Here is a 19632-nt window from a genome sequence, read left to right on the forward strand (position 1 = left end):
GGTGACAACATTTAAAAAGAAAAAAATAAAGACTATAGAAATAATACACAATGAAAATATCGACCAGGCTTATCTTTTTTTTAGAAATATCATTTCTTATTGCAAGTACAATCAGTGCCCAGCAGCCCGTACATCAATATGTAGACCCGATGATTGGATCAGAAGGAGTAGGCAGGGTTTTTATTGGTCCGTCCTGCCCGTACGGAATGGTAAAACCAAGTCCGGACTGTACCCCGAGCCCGAACAGCGGCTGGCTGCCCATGCCAAAAGAAGTAACAGGCTTAAGTCAGGTGCATGTAAGCGGAACAGGCGGAGGTCCTAAATACGGAAATATTCAGATTATGCCATTTTCCGGTGCTTTAGATAAAATGGATCAAACCGCATTTAGAACTGAAGAAAATGTAAAACTGGGGTATTATGAAACTATTTTCAAGGAGAATACGATTAAAACCGAAATAACTACGGGCGAAAAAGTATCTTTTTACCGTATAACTTATCCACAAAACAAATCCAAAGAATTAAAAATTGATCCGGGATTTTTTCTTGGGGAAGAAAAGATTCCAGACGCCAGAGAAGCACAGCAGTTTGTAGGTTCGCAGATCGAAATTGTTTCAGATACCGAAGTTCGGGGGTACAGCCGAATTCGGGGCGGGTGGAATAACGGACGTGCTTACACCGTTTATTTCTGGGCCGTTTTTGATCAGCCGATCGCAAAATATGTAACCTTTAAAGACGGTAGATTTTATAATAATCAAAAAGCACAGTTTGATTCCGGAAAGAAAACTGCAGCTTTACTTTCTTTCGGAAATACAGGAAAAGAAGAGCTGAATGTCAAAATCGGAGTTTCTTTTTTAAGCGAGTTAAAAGCGAAAAATAATATTGAAGTTGAAATTCCGCATTGGGATTTTAATGAAGTTTTGTCCAATTTAGAAAATAAATGGGAAGCTTTATTAGGCCGAATCCAGGTTTCTTCAGATACATCCGAAGACTATAAAAAAATGTTCTACACCGGTTTGTACCATACCATGATTATGCCTGTTGACCGCACAGGAGAAAATCCGTTATGGACAAATGACGAACCGTATTATGATGATTTTTATACCATTTGGGATACATTTAGAACGTCAAGTCCTTTAATTACGCTCATTGACAGTAAACGTAAAGTCGAAATTATCAATGCGATGCTCAACATTTATAAACGTGAAGGTTTTTTACCTGAAGGAAGAAGCGGCAACGACAACGGAAGAACTCAGGGCGGTTCTAACGCTGAGGTTGTTTTGGCCGATGCTTTTGTAAAAGGTTTAAAAGGAATAGATTATGAGTTGGCTTTGCAGGCAATGCTGAAAGATGCGACCGTTCCACCAGGAGGAAATGAAGAAAAAGAAGGAAGAGGCGGACTACTGGATTATTTAAAATTAGGATACGTTCCGTACGGCACCGACCGCGCAGGAAACCGAACAATTGATTATTCGTACAACGATTATAATATAGCCATAGTAGCTAAAGGATTAGGTAAAACGGATTTGTATAATCAGTACATAAAACAGGCAGACAGCTGGCAGAATTTATGGCGTTCAGATTACGAAAATAATGGCGCAAGAGGATTCATTATGCCGAAAGATAAAGACGGAAAATGGCTGGATGATGTTGTTTTTGGAGAATCAAAAATCCAGAAACCTACTTTTAAGTATACTCCTGTAATTACAGAGTCGCCCTGGTATGTCTGCCATTGGTGCGTATTTTTTTACGAAGGAAATTCTTGGAAATATTCCTTTAGCATTCCACACGACGTTCCGGAACTGATTGTTAAATCGGGAGGAGAAAAAGCTTTTGAGCAAAGACTCGATACCTTCTTTACTGCAGATTTGTATAATGTTGCCAACGAGCCTTCGTTTTTAACGCCTTGTCTGTATCACTGGATTGGAAAACCCTATCTGAGCAGCAACAGAATCAGAACAATTATCAAAAACAATTTTAATATATCAAGAGAAGGACTTCCCGGTAATGACGATTCGGGTGCAATGTCTTCGTGGCTGGCTTTTCATATGATGGGACTGTATCCAAATGCCGGACAGCCCTACTATCTGATTAATACACCTTTGCTAAAGGAAACAACAATACAATTGGAAAACGGTAAAAAGTTTACCATTTCCGCTAAAAAATGGAGCGATAAAAATACATACATAAAAACAGCTTTTTTAAACGGAAAATCGTATAATAAAGCATGGATTTTACATGAGGATATTACTAATGGAGGAGAATTGATTTTAGAAATGGGTTCGAAACCTTCTGCATGGGGAACCCTAATTTTACCACCCACAAAATAAAAGGATGAACAAGATGAAAAATATAATTTTAGTATTCCTGTTTTTATCATTTTATGAAACAGGAACAGCGCAAACTTACATTCCAACACTAAAAAACAGTACAGAACTGCAGTATATCTGCAAGCTTCACGGACAGACCAGAACCTTGCAGCTTACCGCTGAAATTGCAGACCATAAGCTGACTTTCAAACTGGAAACAAGGGGGGTAAAAAGCAGCATAGTGATGCTTTCCGAAGCAGTGAAAAACGGTAATGCCTTAAGTTTTAATCAGGGAGAATATGCACCTATTTTAAACTTAAAACCAACAGAAACTTTTTTTATGATTTCGCAGTCGGCTTATGAGGATTTAGTCAAAAACAATTCTTTTGTATATAATAATACAACTTATGTGCTGGATAAAAACCAAAATAAAGACAGCGTTTCAATTGACGGAAAATTTGTAGATGCTTTACACGTAATTGCACAAATCGATGAAACTGAAATGTGGATCGTAAAAAATCCTGAGTTTCCATTAATCTGTAAAATAATTAAGAATCCGTTAGGGATAAATTTTACTTTAGTGAAAGTAATGGATACCATAAATTAAAAAAATAGTTAAGAGATATCAGGCCTGACAGGTTTTTAAAACCTGTCAGGCCTATAGTATACTATCAAAATAATAAACAATGTCATTCAAAAATATCTTTGGTTCATTGCTTCTTTTAATTCTGATTTCGTGTAAAACAGAACAACATTTCAAGGAGAAAAATGTACAGATCGCTTTTATAGCCGATGTTCATTTACAGGATATTTTTGCCAAATTTGAAGGCAACAATTATCGGGGAATCAAAAATCCGGTTACGGGCGAATATGCAAATATCAGAACAATGAATTCCCAGCTGCATTCTACCAGAATTTTCAATGAAAATTATTTTGCCTTTTTAGAAGCCCTAAATGACATTGTAAAAAGAGGTATCAGACAAGTTGTACTTCCGGGTGATTTCAGTGACGACGGACAGCCCGTTCACGTACGGGGCTTGAGAAAAATACTCAACGAATATTCCCAAAAACAGGGTCTTTCTTTTTTTGTGACTACGGGTAATCATGATGTTGTAAGACCATTTTCTCAGGATGCCGTTAAAACTGATTTTTTAGGTAAAGACGGAAAAGAGCAGATTATCAGCAGTTCTGAATACAATTTTAATACAAGTACAAGTGAACTGGAACCCATTATCACTGCTGATATAAAAAACTGGGGTTATAAGGAAACCATTCACGAAATGAGAGATTTTGGTTTTTTTCCAAAAAAGACTGATTTGTATTGGGAAACGCCTTTTTCAAACTACACTTACGGGCACTATAATTTTGAAGAAGCACAAAAAGAATCTGTTTTAGAACAAAGAACGTATGCCATTAAAAATACGAATCTGTTTCTTCCGGATGCGAGTTATCTGGTTGAACCAATAAAAGGAATCTGGCTTTTGGCAATTGATGCGAATGCTTATGTTCCGAACGACAAATTATCCGGAGAATCAGATAATCCGCATGATTTTTCGGGGGCGAATACGGGTTATAATAATGTTCTTATTTACAAGAGCCATTTATTAAAATGGGTTAAAAAGGTGTCCGCAGAAGCAAGGAAAAACGGAAAAATCCTGATTGCCTTTAGTCATTATCCTATGGTTGAATTTAATGATAATGCATCGCCGGAATTAAAACAGCTTTTTGGTGCCGATAAAATGCAATTGCAAAGAGTTCCTGATGAAGCAGTAGCGCAGCAATTTGCGGATGCCGGAATTCAGGTTCATTTTGGCGGACATATGCATATCAACGATACAGGAGTAAGAACTTCCGCAAAAGGGAACACTTTGTTTAATATCCAGACACCTTCGCTGGCCGCTTATCTGCCGGCTTATAAAATATTGACCATTCATTCTGATTCTGAACTTGAAGTGGAAACGGTTGTAGTTGGCAATGTGGTTGATTTTAATAGTTTGTTTCCTTTTTATGAAGAAGAATATACGCATCTTCAAAAGAGTAAAAATGATGGTATTTGGAATAAGGAAATATTAAAGGCAAAAGAGTATAAAGAATTTACAAACTGGCATTTAAAAGAACTGGTTCGTTTACGGTTTTTGCCGGAAGATTTTCCTGTAGAATTTTTAAAATCAATTGTAAATCTTACAGGTAAGGATTTATTGGAAATAAATAAAAACGCTTCAGAAACTGATAAAGATTTGAAATCAAATGCTCTGGCTCTTTCGGATTTTGAATCATGGACTGGTTTTGATATGATTTTCGATTTTTACCGCTTAAAAAATGCAGATGAACTGGCAATTTCAGAAATTGGAAATCAGCTATTAAAGGAATATGAGTTGGTTTGCAGGCAGTTAAAAAAATCAAATGATCCACAACTGATTTTATGGGCTGTAATATTTTTGAAAACCAGAAATGGAGAGCCTTCTGATCATTTTAAGATTGATTTGAAAAACAACAAAATTGATAATTTATCTGTTAAATAATTTTGATATTTATTAAATCAAAAAGATTAAATTGCATTTATAATTTATTTCCATGAGACAAAGATTCTTTATCCTATTCTTGTTTTTTGTCCTTTTTTATCATTCTTATTCACAGAATATAAAATTCACACATTATAATGACAATAACGGATTGTCTCATAATTCTGTGCGCCATATTGTGCAGGATAAAAAAGGGTTCATGTGGTTTGGAACATTTTCAGGATTAAATCGTTTTGACGGTTATCAATTCAAAAACTACATGGGTGCCACTCCCGGAAAGAATAAATTGTACAATGATGACATAACAGCTTTGGAACTGGATGAAGAATCAGATCATTTATGGATTGGCACCCGAAAAGGACTGACTCTTTTCAAAATGGATACCCATGTTTTTACCACTTTTTTTCATAAAAATAATGATCCGAATAGTCTGCCTGACGATGAGGTGAGATCCGTTTATGTAGATAAATTTAAAAGAGTCTGGGTTGGTACCAAAACCAAAGGAGTGTATTTGTTCTTTTTGAAAGAAAACCGATTCGAAAAAATTAAGCTTAAAGGTTTCGATTACGTAAAAGAAATCTTTGAAGATAAAAAAGGGAATATCTGGATTGGAAGTTATGAAAAAGCAGCCGTAGCAAAAATTACTATGGATGCAAAAGGAGCAATCGTGCGCATTAATAATTATACGCTTTCTGTTCCGTATTCAAATATAAAAAATCCATATCTTAATTTCATTTACGAAGACGCCAAATCGGATATTTTTGTCGGCACCCGGGAAGGTTTATATAAATTGGACAAAGCCAGCGATCAGTTTGTTAATTTATATATAGAAAACAAACAGGTTAGGGGTGCTTTAGGTCCTTATTTTTTATCCGTTGCCCGCGCTTCAGATGGAAAATACTGGGTGGGAACTTTAGGCGGATTACTCGTTTGCAATCAATTGGAAGACATTCAAAAAGGAAATTACAAATGGTATTATTCCATTTTATCAGATGACACCTCGCTGGTAGATAATTTAATTTCAGCCCTTTATTTTGATGCTTCCGGAGTCTTATGGATTGGAACAGAAGACGGATTGGATAAGTACGATCCTTATGAAAATCAGTTTACTTTAAACAAAGATATTTCTCGTTCCATAGGGAATCAGGCCCCACGTATAAGAGGTTTTGCCAAAACGTATGACGAAAAAGTGATTGTAGCAACCTATCACAACGGGCTTTTTATTTCTAATACAAAAGGCTCAACACCATTACACAATACAGGAAAAGATATCGCCAGTATTTATTCTAATGATGGAAAGATTTTTTACTGCGGTCTTTGGGATGGTACTATTTTAGTGTACAATTACAGCACAAATTCTTCCAGAGAGATAAAGACAGGATTTGAAAAATCGCCCGTTTTGCCTTTAGAAAGATTGGAGACGATTCGATGATAGTGGGTTCTTTTGGAGAAGGCGCAGTAATTTTGAACACCAAAACGCTGCAGGTACAAACTTCGGGTAAACTTTTGCCGGACTTTCAGATTAATGCGATTGAAAAAGACGCCAAAAAAAATGTTTGGTTTGCTACAGAAACCGGCGTTGTAAAATACAATATCGATTCAGGAAAAATAGAAACCTATTCTTCCCTTTTTATCAAAGAAAAAGGAGTGCCTCATGATGAAAATGTAAGTGATGTTTTGGTGGATACAAAAGGCAAAGTCTGGGCGTCAACGCGTTTTGGGCTGTGTTTATACAATCCGGAAAAGAACGAATTTGAACCCGTAAAGTATCTTAAAGAACTATCGGGTAAATGGATTACCGATCTCTTATCAGATGCAAACGGAAATTTATGGCTGAATATCAATAACAATAATATTGCTTTCGTTAAATCTAATTTAAAAGATATTAGTATTTATCACGTAAACAGTGGTAACAGACTGGACGTTTTCAGTTCAAGCGGTTTTTTTTACTTTAATAATTCTAATATCTTTCTGGGAGGAAAAAATGGTATTATTTCTTTTTCACCGCCCGCAATGAAAAGAAATAAGTGGTCGCCGTTGCCTGTTATTTCCGAATTTAAAATCCAGAACGAAGAAGTATTTCCGGAAATGGAAATCAATGGGGAAATTCCGCTCTCCAAAGATCTGAATTATGGAAAAGAGATAGAACTTACTCATAAAAACCGCAATTTTTCGATTCAGTTTTCGGCTCCTTCATTTGCAAATGAAAAGCTGAATAAGTTTCAATATATGCTGGAAGGTTTTGATAAATATTGGATTACCGCTAACAGTACTTCCAGAATAGTACAATATACCAATCTTTATCCCGGAAATTATGTATTTAAAATAAAATCCAGCAACAGTGACGGATACTGGAGTAAAACGGTTTCTTATAAAATAAAAATTCTGCCGCCCTTTTGGCTGACGCCGACCTCTTTTTTACTGTTTTTTGCACTTTTATTGGGTGTTTTTTATTTCATTAGAAAAGAAATCAAAAACAGAATTCGTTTAAAACAGGAACTGCTGACAGAGAAAGTAAACAGAGAGCATGATGTTAAGCTAAACAATGAAAAATTACGTTTCTTCACCAATATTTCGCATGAATTAAGAACGCCGTTAACGCTTATTTTAGGTCCGGCCAAACAGCTGCTGGATGAAAGCAATAACGCAACCGATTATGAAAAAAGCAGATACAATCTGATTTATCAAAATGCCAGCAGGCTACTGAATCTGGTAAATCAGGTTTTGGATTTTAGAAAAGCACAATCAGGGGAATTAAAACTTAAAGTGACTAAAACCGATATTCTGGCTTATTCGAAAAATATTTTTGACTCCTTTAAAGAAATGGCTTATGATAAAAAGATTAAGCTTAATTTTATTTCTGAAGATGATGAAATAAACGGCTGGCTGGATAATGACAAATATGATAAAATTCTATACAATCTATTATCAAATGCCTTAAAGTTTACGAATAAAAATGGAAATGTCGATTTGTACATCAGGCTGAAAGCTACGGTTGAAGACATTTTAGTGATCGAAGTAACCGACGATGGAATCGGAATTCCGTTAAAAAGTCAGGATAAAATTTTTAAGCGCTTCTATCAGGCCACAAACAGTAAAGCCAATAATACCGGATCGGGTATTGGTTTGTCTTTGGTAAAATCTTTAGTGGCAATTCATAAAGGAATAATTTCTGTAGAAAGCACACCGGGAAAGGGAAGTACATTTAGGGTAGAAATTCCTGTTGACCGTGATTCTTACGAGCATAAAGAAGTGTTTGAATACGCGCTTAAAAATGACAATCTAAGTATGCTTATTCCGGAAAAAGCAGCTAAGAAAATCATTCAGAATACAGATCTTAAAGAGAAAATACTGGTTATTGAAGACAACAGTGAGCTTAGAAAATATCTGGTCGACTATTTGTCCGATTATTATAAAGTTTACGATGCAGAAAATGGTGAAGAAGGTTTGAAAATCTGCCGGCAAATTAAACCCGTCTTATGCGTTGCAGATGTCATGATGCCCGTTATGGACGGACTGGAATTTTGCAGGGAACTTAAGAATGATGAATTCATCAGTCATATTCCGGTTGTAATGCTCACTGCACTTGCTGAAAATTTGGATAAAGTAAAAGGGTATGATATGGGAGCTGATAGCTACTTGGTAAAACCTTTTGAACCGTTATTGCTTAAAACGGTCATTGAAAATATGATCAGGTCAAGATTAGAACTCAAACAAAAATTCTCCGGAGAAGTAGAAGGTAAGATTAGCATGCTTACACATTCTCCAATTGATGAAGAATTTATGGAAAAAGTGACTACTTTAATCAATAATAATTTAAGTGAAGTAGATCTTTCCACAGAATTTTTATGCGATAAACTGGGCGTGAGCTCTTCAAAATTATATCGAAAAATTAAGGAACTGACCGATTTGGCTCCAAACGAATTTATTAGAACCATTCGTTTAAAAAAGTCAGCAGAATTACTCAAAAGTAAAAAGTATAATGTTTCTGAAGTAACCAATTTAGTTGGCTTTAATGATCCTTTATATTTCAGTCGATGTTTTAAAAAACAGTTTGGTTTCCCGCCAAGTAAGCTGATCAATTAATTTTCCTTTTCTATTATCTGAACCATTCTTTGTCAAAGTTTTAAACCTTGACAAAGATATCCTGAACATAAACATAGCCCGCGGTTTCAGCCGTGGGAACGTAATATATAACCATAATCTAATTTTCTCCTGCTATGTCCCCGTGGTTGAAACCACGGGCTATATTTGAACTTGGATTCCCCAATCTTTCATTTCAATATTCAAAACATTGCCCGCGGTTTCAACCGTGGGAACGTAATGTATATCTGTAATCTAATTTCTCCTGTTATGTCTCCCGTGGTTGAAACCACGGGCTATATTTGAACTTGGATTCCCAATCTTTCATTTTAATATTCAAAACACAGCCCGTGGTTTCAACCGTGGGAACGTAATATATAACCATAATCTAATTTTCTTCTGTTATGTCTCCCGTGGTTGAAACCTCGGGAACACATCAAAATAATCATCTAAACAATTGCAAAAATCCTACAATAATAAAAATCATCCATGTTTTTGATGTATTAATCCATTTTGAACGGTACAGGTAATTCTATTTTTGTCTTATAACTTTAAACTTTTCAGCATTATGAAAAAGCATATAGACACAGACAATCCATTGAATAATTTAGATGAATGGGAAGATGATTTGTTATTACGATATCCTGATCCTTCAGAAAGTATACCGGAGAAGCAAAAGGAAGAATTCAGAAATTATGTTGATTCGGAAAGACTGGAAACGGTTAAGGAGTTTTACAGAATAAACCATACCTATCAGACTTATGATTTTGTATGCAGCAAAGAGCAGGAGTTTTTACAATTCAATAAAAAAGAAATGTCAATCTGGGAAGCGGTTGATTTTTTAAACACACTCGTAGACGACAGTGACCCGGATATAGATTTAGATCAGACACAGCACCTCTTACAGACTTCAGAAGCAATTCGGGCAGATGGTCATCCGGATTGGTTTGTACTTACGGGTTTCATTCATGACCTGGGTAAAATTTTATGTTTGTTTGGAGAGCCTCAGTGGGCAGTTGTCGGCGATACATTTCCGGTGGGCTGTGCATATTCAGATAAAATTGTTTATTCGGAGTTTTTTAAAGAAAACCCCGATTATACAGATAAAAGATTCAATACCAAATTCGGTATTTACACCCAAAACTGCGGACTGGATAATGTGAAAATGAGCTGGGGACATGACGAATATTTATATCAGATCATGAAAGATTATCTGCCGGATCCGGCTTTATACATGATTCGCTATCATTCCTTTTATTCACAGCATAAAGAAAATGCCTATTCCCATTTAATGAATGAAAAAGACATAGAAATGTTTGATTGGGTTAAAAAGTTCAATCCGTACGATTTGTATACTAAAGCTCCCGTTAAGCAAGATGTAAAAGAATTGCTTCCTTATTATAAAGAATTGGTGACTAAATATTTACCTGAGAAATTGAAGTTCTAGAATATTAAAAATTTCATTTGAAAGCTATCTAAAACCAAAATAATGCATAAAATCAAAATCAATATATTTTTATTACCCCTGCTGCTGCTTTGCGGAACTTTTGCTTTTGCTCAGGAGAAGGATCGTAATGATTGGGAAAATCCTCAGGTGTTTCAAATTAACAGAGAGCCGGCGCGCGCTGCTTTTCTTCCTTATGCAGATGAAATTTCGGCTATAAGCGATAAATATGAAAACTCGCCCTGGTATTTTTCTTTAAATGGTAAATGGAAATTTTCCTGGTCACCAACACCAGATCAGCGACCAAAGGATTTTTACAAAACAGATTTCAGTACGTTGCATTGGAAAGAACTTCAGGTGCCATCCAATTGGGAACTGAATGGTTACGGTGTACCAATTTATACCAATATTACGTATCCTTTCGAAAGAAATCCACCGTTTATAAATCATTGGGATAATCCTGTCGGGTCTTATAAAAAAGATTTTGTACTGCCTGAAAATTGGAAAAACCGACATGTTTTTCTTCATTTTGAAGCAGGAACATCAGCCATGTATATTTGGGTGAATGGTCAAAAAGCAGGGTATGCCGAAAACACCAAAAGCCCGGCAGAATTTGATATTTCAAGGTATTTAAAACCCGGGAAAAATGATTTAGCAATAGAAGTGTACAGATGGAGTGATGGCTCTTATCTGGAAGATCAGGATTTCTGGAGACTTTCCGGAATCGACAGAAATGTTTATTTGTATAGCACAGATAATATTCGCATTTCAGATTTTTTTGCCAGACCAGACTTAGATGCGAAGTACAAAAACGGAAGTTTGAATGTAGAAGTAAGTTTAAAAAATCTAACATCAATAGCGGTTAACAATCAAAAATTGACTGCAAAACTGGTAGATGCTTCAGGAAAAAATGTGTTTACAAAAGAACTTTATGTCAATTTTGAAGCGTCAAAAATTCAGACTATTAATTTTTCTCAGAATGTATCCAATCCAAAATTATGGAGCAGTGAAACGCCAAATTTATACACTTTGGTTTTGACTTTAAAAAATGCAAAAGGAGATATTGTAGAAAGTGTTTCCTCTCAAATCGGATTCAGAAAAGTAGAATTAAAAGGCGGGCAATTATTAGTAAACGGAGTTCGATTGATGGTTCATGGTGTTAATATCCATGAACATAATCCGGTAACAGGACATTATCAGGACGAAGCTACGATGATGAAAGATATCAGGATGATGAAGCAGCTAAACATTAATTCAGTGCGCTGCAGTCACTATCCGAACAATATTACATGGGTAAAATTATGTAACAAATACGGTTTGTTTTTGGTGGATGAAGCCAATATCGAAAGCCATGGAATGGGAGTGGAGGGACAGCCTCTAATTTGGATGAATCCAAAAACTAATCCGGGTTATCTTCCGGAATGGAGAGAAGCACATTTAGACCGAATTTACAGCCTGGTAGAAAGAGATAAAAATATGCCATCGGTAATTATTTGGTCATTAGGCAATGAAAGTGCCAATGGACCAGTTTTTCATGAGGCTTATAAATGGATCAAAAAAAGAGATACTACAAGACTGGTTCAGTTTGAACAGGCAAAAGAAAACGAAAACACAGATATTGTATGTCCGATGTATCCAACCATTGCTTACATGAAAGAATATGCGGCGCGTAAAGAAGTAAGTCGTCCGTATATCATGTGTGAGTATTCACACGCCATGGGAAACAGCAGCGGTAATTTTCAGGAATACTGGGATATTATTCGCGCAAGCAAAAATATGCAGGGTGGGTTTATCTGGGACTGGGTAGATCAGGGATTTGAAACGACTGATGAGGCAGGCAGAAAATACTGGGCTTATGGCGGTGATATGGGAAGCCAGAATTATCTCAATGACGAAAATTTTTGTCACAACGGATTGGTTTATCCAGATCGTACACCACATCCCGGGGCATTTGAAGTAAAAAAAGTATATCAGGATATTTTATTTAATGCCGTGGATATCAAAAACGGAGTAATTGAAATTGTAAACGATTTCGGATTTACCAACCTGAGCAAATACAACTTTAACTATGAGATTTTAGAAAACGGAAAAGTAATCAAAGAAGGTACCATCAATGTGGTTTTAGAGCCGAAAACAAAAAAGAAGTTTAAGCTTGATTTACCAAAATTAGAGTCAAAAGAAGGAACAGAATATGTATTGAATGTTTTTGCTTACACCAAAACAGGTTCTGAATTACTGCCTCAGCATTTTGAAATTGCCAAAGAACAGTTTGTTATCGAAGACTCCAACTATTTTGCAAAACAAGAAAAGGTAAATGCATCTAAAATTCAGGAGGAAAAAGAGCAGTTTGTACTGACTTCAGACAATGTCGTTATAAAAATCAGCAAATCAACCGGATTAATTTCTTTCTATAGTTTAAAAGGCGAAGAGTACTTTAAACAATATCCGGAACCCAATTTCTGGAGAGCACCAACCGATAATGATATTGGAAATAAAATGCAGATTAGAACAAACGTATGGAGAACGGCGGGTAAGAATACTACTTTAGAAAATATTCAGCTGACGGAGGAAAACGGAAAAAAATATGTGATTGCCAAATTAAAACTGAACGATGTTGCTTCTGATTATGCAATCAGATATTCTTTAGGAAACGATGGTGCTTTAGAAATACAGGCGTCTTATAAAAAAGGCAGCAATCCGTTACCGGAATTACCACGTTTCGGAATGATTTTCACTTTAAAAAACACGTTAGAAAACCTGGATTATTATGGAAGAGGACCTTTAGAAAATTATCCGGATAGAAAAACAGCTGCATTCAAAGGAATTTATAACAGTAAAGTTGCAGACCAGTATGTGCCTTATACACGCCCACAGGAAAATGGATACAAAACAGATATACGCTGGTTTAAATTGTCAAGCAATACAGGAAACGGCCTGGAAATAAAAGGTCTGCAGCCTTTAGGCATGAGTACTCTGAATAATTATCCGGCTGATTTTGACGGGGGAATTTCTAAAAAGAATATTCATTCCAGCGATATTACACCTCGAAATGAAGTTGTCGTTTGTGTCGATTTAACACAGCGCGGATTGGGAGGAGACAACAGTTGGGGATTGCCACCACACGAACAATATGTATTGACGCAAAGCGAATACAGCTACGGATTTGTTATAAAACCAATTTTTTAAAGTTTACAGTCTCATGTTGACAGTTTACAGTCTCAGTCTCAATTTGCACTGACGACTGACAACTGCGACTGAAAACCGCGACCGAATACTAAAAAAAACTATCAACTGACCACTGAATACTAAAAAAATGAGTAACACTACAAATGGAAGATTAGTTTCTTTAGATGCGCTTCGCGGATTTGTTATGTTTTGGATTATGAGCGGTGAACATATCATTCATGCTCTGGCAAAAACGGCTCCAATTCCTGTTTTTATATGGATGTCATCGCAACTGCATCACGCGGAATGGAATGGGATTACATTTTACGATATGATTTTTCCCGTCTTTCTGTTTGTTGCAGGAGTATCGATGCCCTATTCTTTTGAAAAGAAAATGCAGCTGGCTGGTGTAAAAACACCACAAGAATTACCGGGTAACGAAAAGCGAAAAATTTACTTATCAATGCTCAAAAGAACCTGTATTTTATTGGTTCTGGGATTTGTAGTAAATGGATTGCTGCGATTTGACGGTTTCGATCAAACGCGTTTTGCAAGTGTTTTAGGAAGAATTGGTCTGGCCTGGTTTTTAGCCGGAATCCTCTATTTAAATTTTGATTTTAAAAAACAGCTAATCTGGTTCTTCGGTATTTTGATTGGTTACTATGTCGCGATGAAATGGATTCCCGTACCCGATTTTGGTGCTGGAATTCTGACCAAAGAAGGATCACTGGAAGGATATATTGACCGTCTGTTTTTACCGGGCAGACTGCACAGTACTGTTTATGATCCGGAAGGAATACTCTCTACCATACCTGCAGTTGCTACAGCTTTATTGGGCGTCTTTACAGGAACATTTTTAAAAGCAAAAGTTGCTTTTTCGGTAGAATTTAAATTGTTTTTAATGACTCTTACGGCGGTGCTTCTCATTATTGCAGGCTTGATTTGGGATATTAATTTCCCAATCAATAAACATTTATGGACAAGTTCATTTGTGTGTTTTGTCGGCGGATTCAGCATTTTGTTTTTTGTCTTTTTTTATTTGATAATTGACCTTTTTGGTTTTCGTAAATGGGCATTTCCTTTAATCTTAATCGGTTCAAATTCTATTTTAATTTACATCGCTGCTGAGGGCTTAGTAGATTTTAAACATACAGCAGATTACGTCTTTGGCGGACTTATACATTTTCTGCCGCTCATTTGGCAGCCTGTATTTGCCGCTTTATCGGTAACAGTTGTACAGCTTATTTTACTGTACTTTTTATATAAAAGGAAATGGTTTCTAAAAATTTAAGAGACATTAAATTTTAAATACATTTTACTAACTAACCACACAATAACCACGCATCATGAATGTATTACAAACCGCAGATTACATTGTTTTCTTTATTTACTTTGTCATAGTCACCGCTTATGGAATGTATATATACAAAAGCAAGAAAACCGCAGCGACAAGCTCCAACGAATATTTTTTAGCCGAAGGATCACTTACCTGGTGGGCCATTGGAGCCTCATTGATCGCTTCCAATATTTCAGCAGAACATTTTATTGGCATGAGCGGTTCAGGTTTCGCCATCGGACTTGCAATTGCTTCTTACGAATGGATGTCTGCCGCCACATTAATTATCGTGGCGATGTTTATTTTACCGATTTATCTTAAAAATAAAATATTTACCATGCCGCAGTTTCTGGCCAAAAGATACAGCGGAACAGTAAGTACTATTATGGCCATTATCTGGCTGTTAATTTATGTATTTGTAAATCTTACTTCTATAATTTACTTAGGCGCTTTAGCTATTTCATCTATTGCGCCGGTCAGCTTTCAGTTTTGTGTTATTGCGCTGAGTTTATTCTCTGTGATTGTAACTTTGGGCGGTATGAAAGTAATTGGATACACCGATATGTTCCAGGTTATCGTATTAATTTTAGGCGGATTAGTAACAACTTATTTGGCACTGACTTTACTATCAGATCAGTTTGGTTTTGGAAAAGACATTCTAAAAGGACTGGCTATTATTGCCGAGGAAGCGCCTGGACATTTGCACATGATTTTAGACAAATCAAATCAGCATTATAATGAACTGCCGGGAATGTCTGTTTTGATAGGAGGCATGTTAATCAATAATCTGGCGTATTGGGGGTGCAATCAATATATTGTTCAGAGAGCTTTGGGAGCCGATTTAAAAACGGCCCGTAAAGGAATTTTATTTGCCGCTTTCCTAAAATTATTAGTTCCAATTATTGCTGTTTTACCGGGTATTGCGATGTTCGTGATGCATTCCAACGGAATGTTTCAACAGGAAATGGCAGATGCTGCCGGAGTTTTAAAACCGGATCATGCGTATCCTACTTTAATGAATTTACTCCCTGCAGGATTAAAAGGTGTAGCTTTAGCAGCTCTTACAGCAGCGATTGTAGCTTCTCTGGCTGGAAAAGCAAATAGTATTTCGACTATTTTTTCTTTAGATATTTATAAAAAATATTTTAATTCCCAGGCAACAGAAAAAAAGCTGGTACGTACCGGAAGATGGTGTGTGGTGGTCTGTATGATCATTGCCGCTATCGTAGCGCCGGCATTAAAATCATTAGATCAGGCGTATCAATTTATACAGGAATATGTCGGGTTCTTTTCACCCGGAGTTTTAGCGGTTTTTTTATTGGGAATGTTCTGGAAAAAAACAACGCCATCGGCTGGACTTGCCGGAGCATTGTTAACAGTACCGCTCGCTGCTATATTGAAATTCCTGCCTATGTGGACAGATGGAGCCTTTCCTGATTACCCTTTCTTAGACAGAATGACAATGGTTTTCTTTTTAATTGTATTCATCATGGTCGGTATTAGTCTGGCAAAACCAGTGTCTGAAGAAGAGGCTCAAATCCATGAAATAGAAGTCGATAACTCGATGTTTAAAGTCTCCTCAGAGTTTATTGTCGGCTCTTTTATTATTAGTGGAGTATTAGTCGCTTTATATACCGTTTTTTGGTAATCTTAAAAAGAAATAATTATGGATATTTATAACAAACAAATTTTCAGGAGTTTCATCATTTTGTTTTTTCTTTTACAGTTAAGTTTCAATTCAGAAATGTATGCTTTTAAAAGAAAAGATTATTTGGTGACTGCCTATGGCGCTGTAGGAGACGGTAAAACTTTAAATACAAAAGCCATTCAGAAAGCCATTGATGCCGCTAACAAAAATAAAGGCGGAAAAGTTGTGTTTTCTAAAGGTGAATTTTTATCAGGAAGTATAGTCTTAAAAAGCGGAGTGGAATTGTTTTTTGAAGAAGGAGCCATTTTGTTAGGAAGTACCAACCCGGAAGATTATCCGAAGTATGAAGGAATTAGAGCTTTGATTATAGCCAATGAAGCAAAAAATATTGCAGTAAACGGAAAAGGAAGCATAGATGGACAAGGAAGAGAACTGGCATTGGCAATTGACAGTCTGCATCATACGGGAGTTCGAATTGATCCCAAATACAATTACAGGAGAATGCGCCCCGAAGACGGAAGAGGAAAATTGATTTCGTTTGTAAAATGCGATTCGATCACCATGATCAATATCACCTTAAAAGACAGTCCGGGCTGGGTACAGTGTTTTACAAATTGTAAAAACATTGTAATTGATTCAATGAAAGTCAATAGCACTGCCTATTGGAATAATGACGGAATTGACATTGACGGCTGCGAAAATGTCCGAATAACCAATTGCAATGTAAACGCGGCAGATGACGGTATTTGTCTGAAATCGGAGTCACCCGGATTACAGAATAATAACATTTACATCGCTAACTGCAGGATCAGATCGAGTGCCAATGCGGTTAAATTTGGTACAGGTTCTTATGGCAGTTTCAAAAACGTCACTATTGAAAATATTAAAGTTTTTGATACTTTCCGATCGGCTATTGCAATTGAATCTGTAGATGGTGCCGAAATTGAGAATATTAAAGTTTCTAACATTACGGCTGTAAATACAGGAAATGCAATATTGATTCGTTTAGGTCACAGAAATGGGGATCAGCCGGGTTATATCAAAAACGTATCCATTAAAAACGTAAAAGCACAGATTCCTTTTGGCCGTCCAGATATGGATTATGATTTGCGCGGACCGGAAGTGGACTATTTCCATAATCCGTTTCCGGCTTCTATTGCCGGAATTCCGGGGCATCTTATTGAAAATGTGACTTTAGAAAATATTGAAATTACCTATCCGGGAAGAGCCTCAAAAGGAATGGCGTATCACCCTTTAAGCCGATTGAAAGATGTAAAAGAAAACATAAACGGTTATCCTGAATTTACCATGTTTGGAGAATTACCTTCCTGGGGATTTTATGTGCGTCACGTAAACGGAATCGAAATGAAGAATATAAAACTCATTTTGGAGAAAGAAGATTTTCGCCCGGCCTTTGTTTTTGATGATGTAAAAAATCTTACAATGAAAGCTATTGAAGTTCCTTCGGATAAAACCAATCAAATTGTTTTTAAAGATGTTTCATCTACCAATCTGGACAGTGAATCTTTAAAAAGAAAAACAGAACCAGAACAGAATAAATTTGAATTGCCTATAAAATAAATTTTCCTAATATTAAGATAGCCCGCGGTTTCAAACGTAGGAAACATAGAGATTCATCTTAATCAACCTTTTGGCGGGATTAAAAAATAAATTAAAAGTAATGAAAAAGAAATCTATAATCGCAATCCTGATTTTTTGTATTTCCCTGACCTTTTCGGCACAGAATGTTTACGACGTTAAAAAATACGGAGCCAAAGGTGATGGCAAAACCAATGATGCGGCGGCCATTCAAAAAGCAATTGATGCCTGTAGTAAAACCGGCGGAAGAGTTTTAATTCCGGCGCCGTTTACCTTTTTGGCCGGACCAATTGAAGTAAAATCAAGAGTGGATCTGCATATTCAAGCCGGTGCTAAATTATTAGCAAGTCCGGATGAAAAGTTATATACAAAAAGCGCTTTCAGAACGAATCCGGGTGAAGGGACAATTTGGATTGGAGGAGAAAATGTAGTGGATTTTACCATTAGCGGAAGCGGAAAAATAGATGGAAATGGAATTTCATTTATGGGGGAAGAACTGGAAGATTCCTATGTTTTAAAACCTTTTAACGTGCTCGATCCACGACCTCACGTATTGACAATTACAGGAGGAAAAAATATAAGAATCAAAGATGTTCATATCGGAAATTCGGCCTATTGGACCATTCATTTGGTTGGCTGTAACGATGTCGTAATCAGCGGAATTACTTTATTGAATAGTTTAAAAGTCCGTAACAGTGACGGTATCGATTTGGATCATTCCAAAAATGTGAGAATCAGCGATTGTTATATCGAAAGTGGTGATGATTGTATCTGTTTAAAAAACAGAAGAGAGTTTGAAGAATTTGGTGCCTGCGAAAATATTACAGTTACCAATTGTACGATGACCAGCAGCAGCTGTGCGATTAAAATTGGTTCAGAAAATATGGACGCAATCAGACAAGTGGTTTTCAATAATTGTATCATTAAAAACAGCAATCGCGCTTTGGGAATTCAAAATAGAGATGAAGGAACCGTAAGTGATGTTATTTTTTCTAATATCATTATTGAAAGTAAATTGACGACAGATACCTGGTGGGGAAAGGCAGAACCAATTTATGTAACGGCTTTCAGCAGAGCGAAAGGGAATCATAAAGATGCCAACTGGCGTTTTCCAAAAGGAGCAACAGAAGGAAAAGTAGGCGAAATAAAAAACATCTATTTTTCTAATATTCAGTGTACAGGAGAAAATGGCGTATTTGTAAGCGGAGAATCAAAAGATAAAATCAAGAATATTGTTTTTGATAATGTGAGTGTTTTTATTGATAAAATCACGTCTTTTCCGGGTGGAGTATATGACAGACGACCTTCTAATGTCGAAGGTTTTGTAAAAGGAAGTACTTCGGGATTTTATTTTGATTCGGCAGAAAGTATTAAAGTGCAGAATTGTACGGTACAATGGGGGAAAAATAAACCGGAATATTTTAAATACGCAGTCGAAAGTAAGAATATAGATGAATTAATCATAACAAATTTAGACGGACAATCAGCTTTTCCCGCTAAATTAGAGGCAGTAAAAAAATAATCAGTTC

General features: G+C 36.3%; 11 protein-coding genes. All 11 read left to right on the forward strand.

All coding sequences use genetic code 11. From position 1 onward, the window contains the following. Window positions 1-50: 50 nt before the first annotated feature. The 11 genes from EV142_RS19675 (at window position 51) to EV142_RS19720 (ending at window position 19625) form a co-directional block, all read left to right on the forward strand. Window positions 51-2327 carry a GH92 family glycosyl hydrolase gene (locus tag EV142_RS19675; RefSeq protein WP_132037555.1) on the forward strand — a complete coding sequence of 759 codons (2277 nt, stop codon included), beginning with the start codon at window positions 51-53 and terminating at the stop codon, window positions 2325-2327. Between the two features lie 13 nt (window positions 2328-2340). After that, entirely contained in the window at window positions 2341-2913 is a 573-nt protein-coding gene (locus EV142_RS19680) for a hypothetical protein (protein WP_132037556.1), read from the forward strand. Window positions 2914-2992: 79 nt separating this feature from the next. After that, the gene (locus tag EV142_RS19685; RefSeq protein WP_132037557.1) at window positions 2993-4828 is read left to right on the forward strand and encodes a metallophosphoesterase family protein; all 1836 of its coding nucleotides are present in this window, start codon (window positions 2993-2995) and stop codon (window positions 4826-4828) included. Between the two features lie 52 nt (window positions 4829-4880). Continuing rightward, window positions 4881-6260 carry a ligand-binding sensor domain-containing protein gene (locus EV142_RS24465; RefSeq protein ID WP_238698769.1) on the forward strand — a complete coding sequence of 460 codons (1380 nt, stop codon included), beginning with the start codon at window positions 4881-4883 and terminating at the stop codon, window positions 6258-6260. Beyond that, a complete protein-coding gene (locus EV142_RS19690; protein WP_238698768.1) occupies window positions 6257-8914 on the forward strand; it encodes an ATP-binding protein in 2658 nt (885 codons plus the stop codon). The genes EV142_RS24465 and EV142_RS19690 overlap by 4 nt, the downstream gene beginning before the upstream one ends. 565 nt (window positions 8915-9479) lie before the next feature. After that, the gene (locus tag EV142_RS19695) at window positions 9480-10358 is read left to right on the forward strand and encodes an inositol oxygenase family protein (protein ID WP_132037558.1); all 879 of its coding nucleotides are present in this window, start codon (window positions 9480-9482) and stop codon (window positions 10356-10358) included. 42 nt (window positions 10359-10400) lie between these two features. After that, window positions 10401-13541, forward strand: a complete 3141-nt coding sequence (locus EV142_RS19700; RefSeq protein WP_132037559.1) for a glycoside hydrolase family 2 TIM barrel-domain containing protein — start codon at window positions 10401-10403, stop codon at window positions 13539-13541. Between the two features lie 127 nt (window positions 13542-13668). Beyond that, entirely contained in the window at window positions 13669-14811 is a 1143-nt protein-coding gene (locus tag EV142_RS19705; protein ID WP_132037560.1) for an acyltransferase family protein, read from the forward strand. Between the two features lie 55 nt (window positions 14812-14866). After that, window positions 14867-16504: a sodium:solute symporter family transporter gene (locus EV142_RS19710; protein WP_132037561.1), complete on the forward strand. Its 1638-nt coding sequence runs from the start codon at window positions 14867-14869 to the stop codon at window positions 16502-16504. 18 nt (window positions 16505-16522) lie between these two features. Beyond that, complete coding sequence (locus tag EV142_RS19715; RefSeq protein WP_132037562.1) at window positions 16523-18085, forward strand: glycoside hydrolase family 28 protein; 1563 nt, start codon at window positions 16523-16525, stop codon at window positions 18083-18085. A gap of 100 nt (window positions 18086-18185) precedes the next feature. Further along, window positions 18186-19625 (forward strand): glycoside hydrolase family 28 protein, encoded by a 1440-nt coding sequence (locus EV142_RS19720; protein WP_132037563.1) that lies wholly within the window; start codon window positions 18186-18188, stop codon window positions 19623-19625. Window positions 19626-19632: the final 7 nt, after the last annotated feature.

It is taken from the genome of Flavobacterium circumlabens (assembly GCF_004345565.1).
Taxonomy (GTDB): domain Bacteria; phylum Bacteroidota; class Bacteroidia; order Flavobacteriales; family Flavobacteriaceae; genus Flavobacterium; species Flavobacterium circumlabens.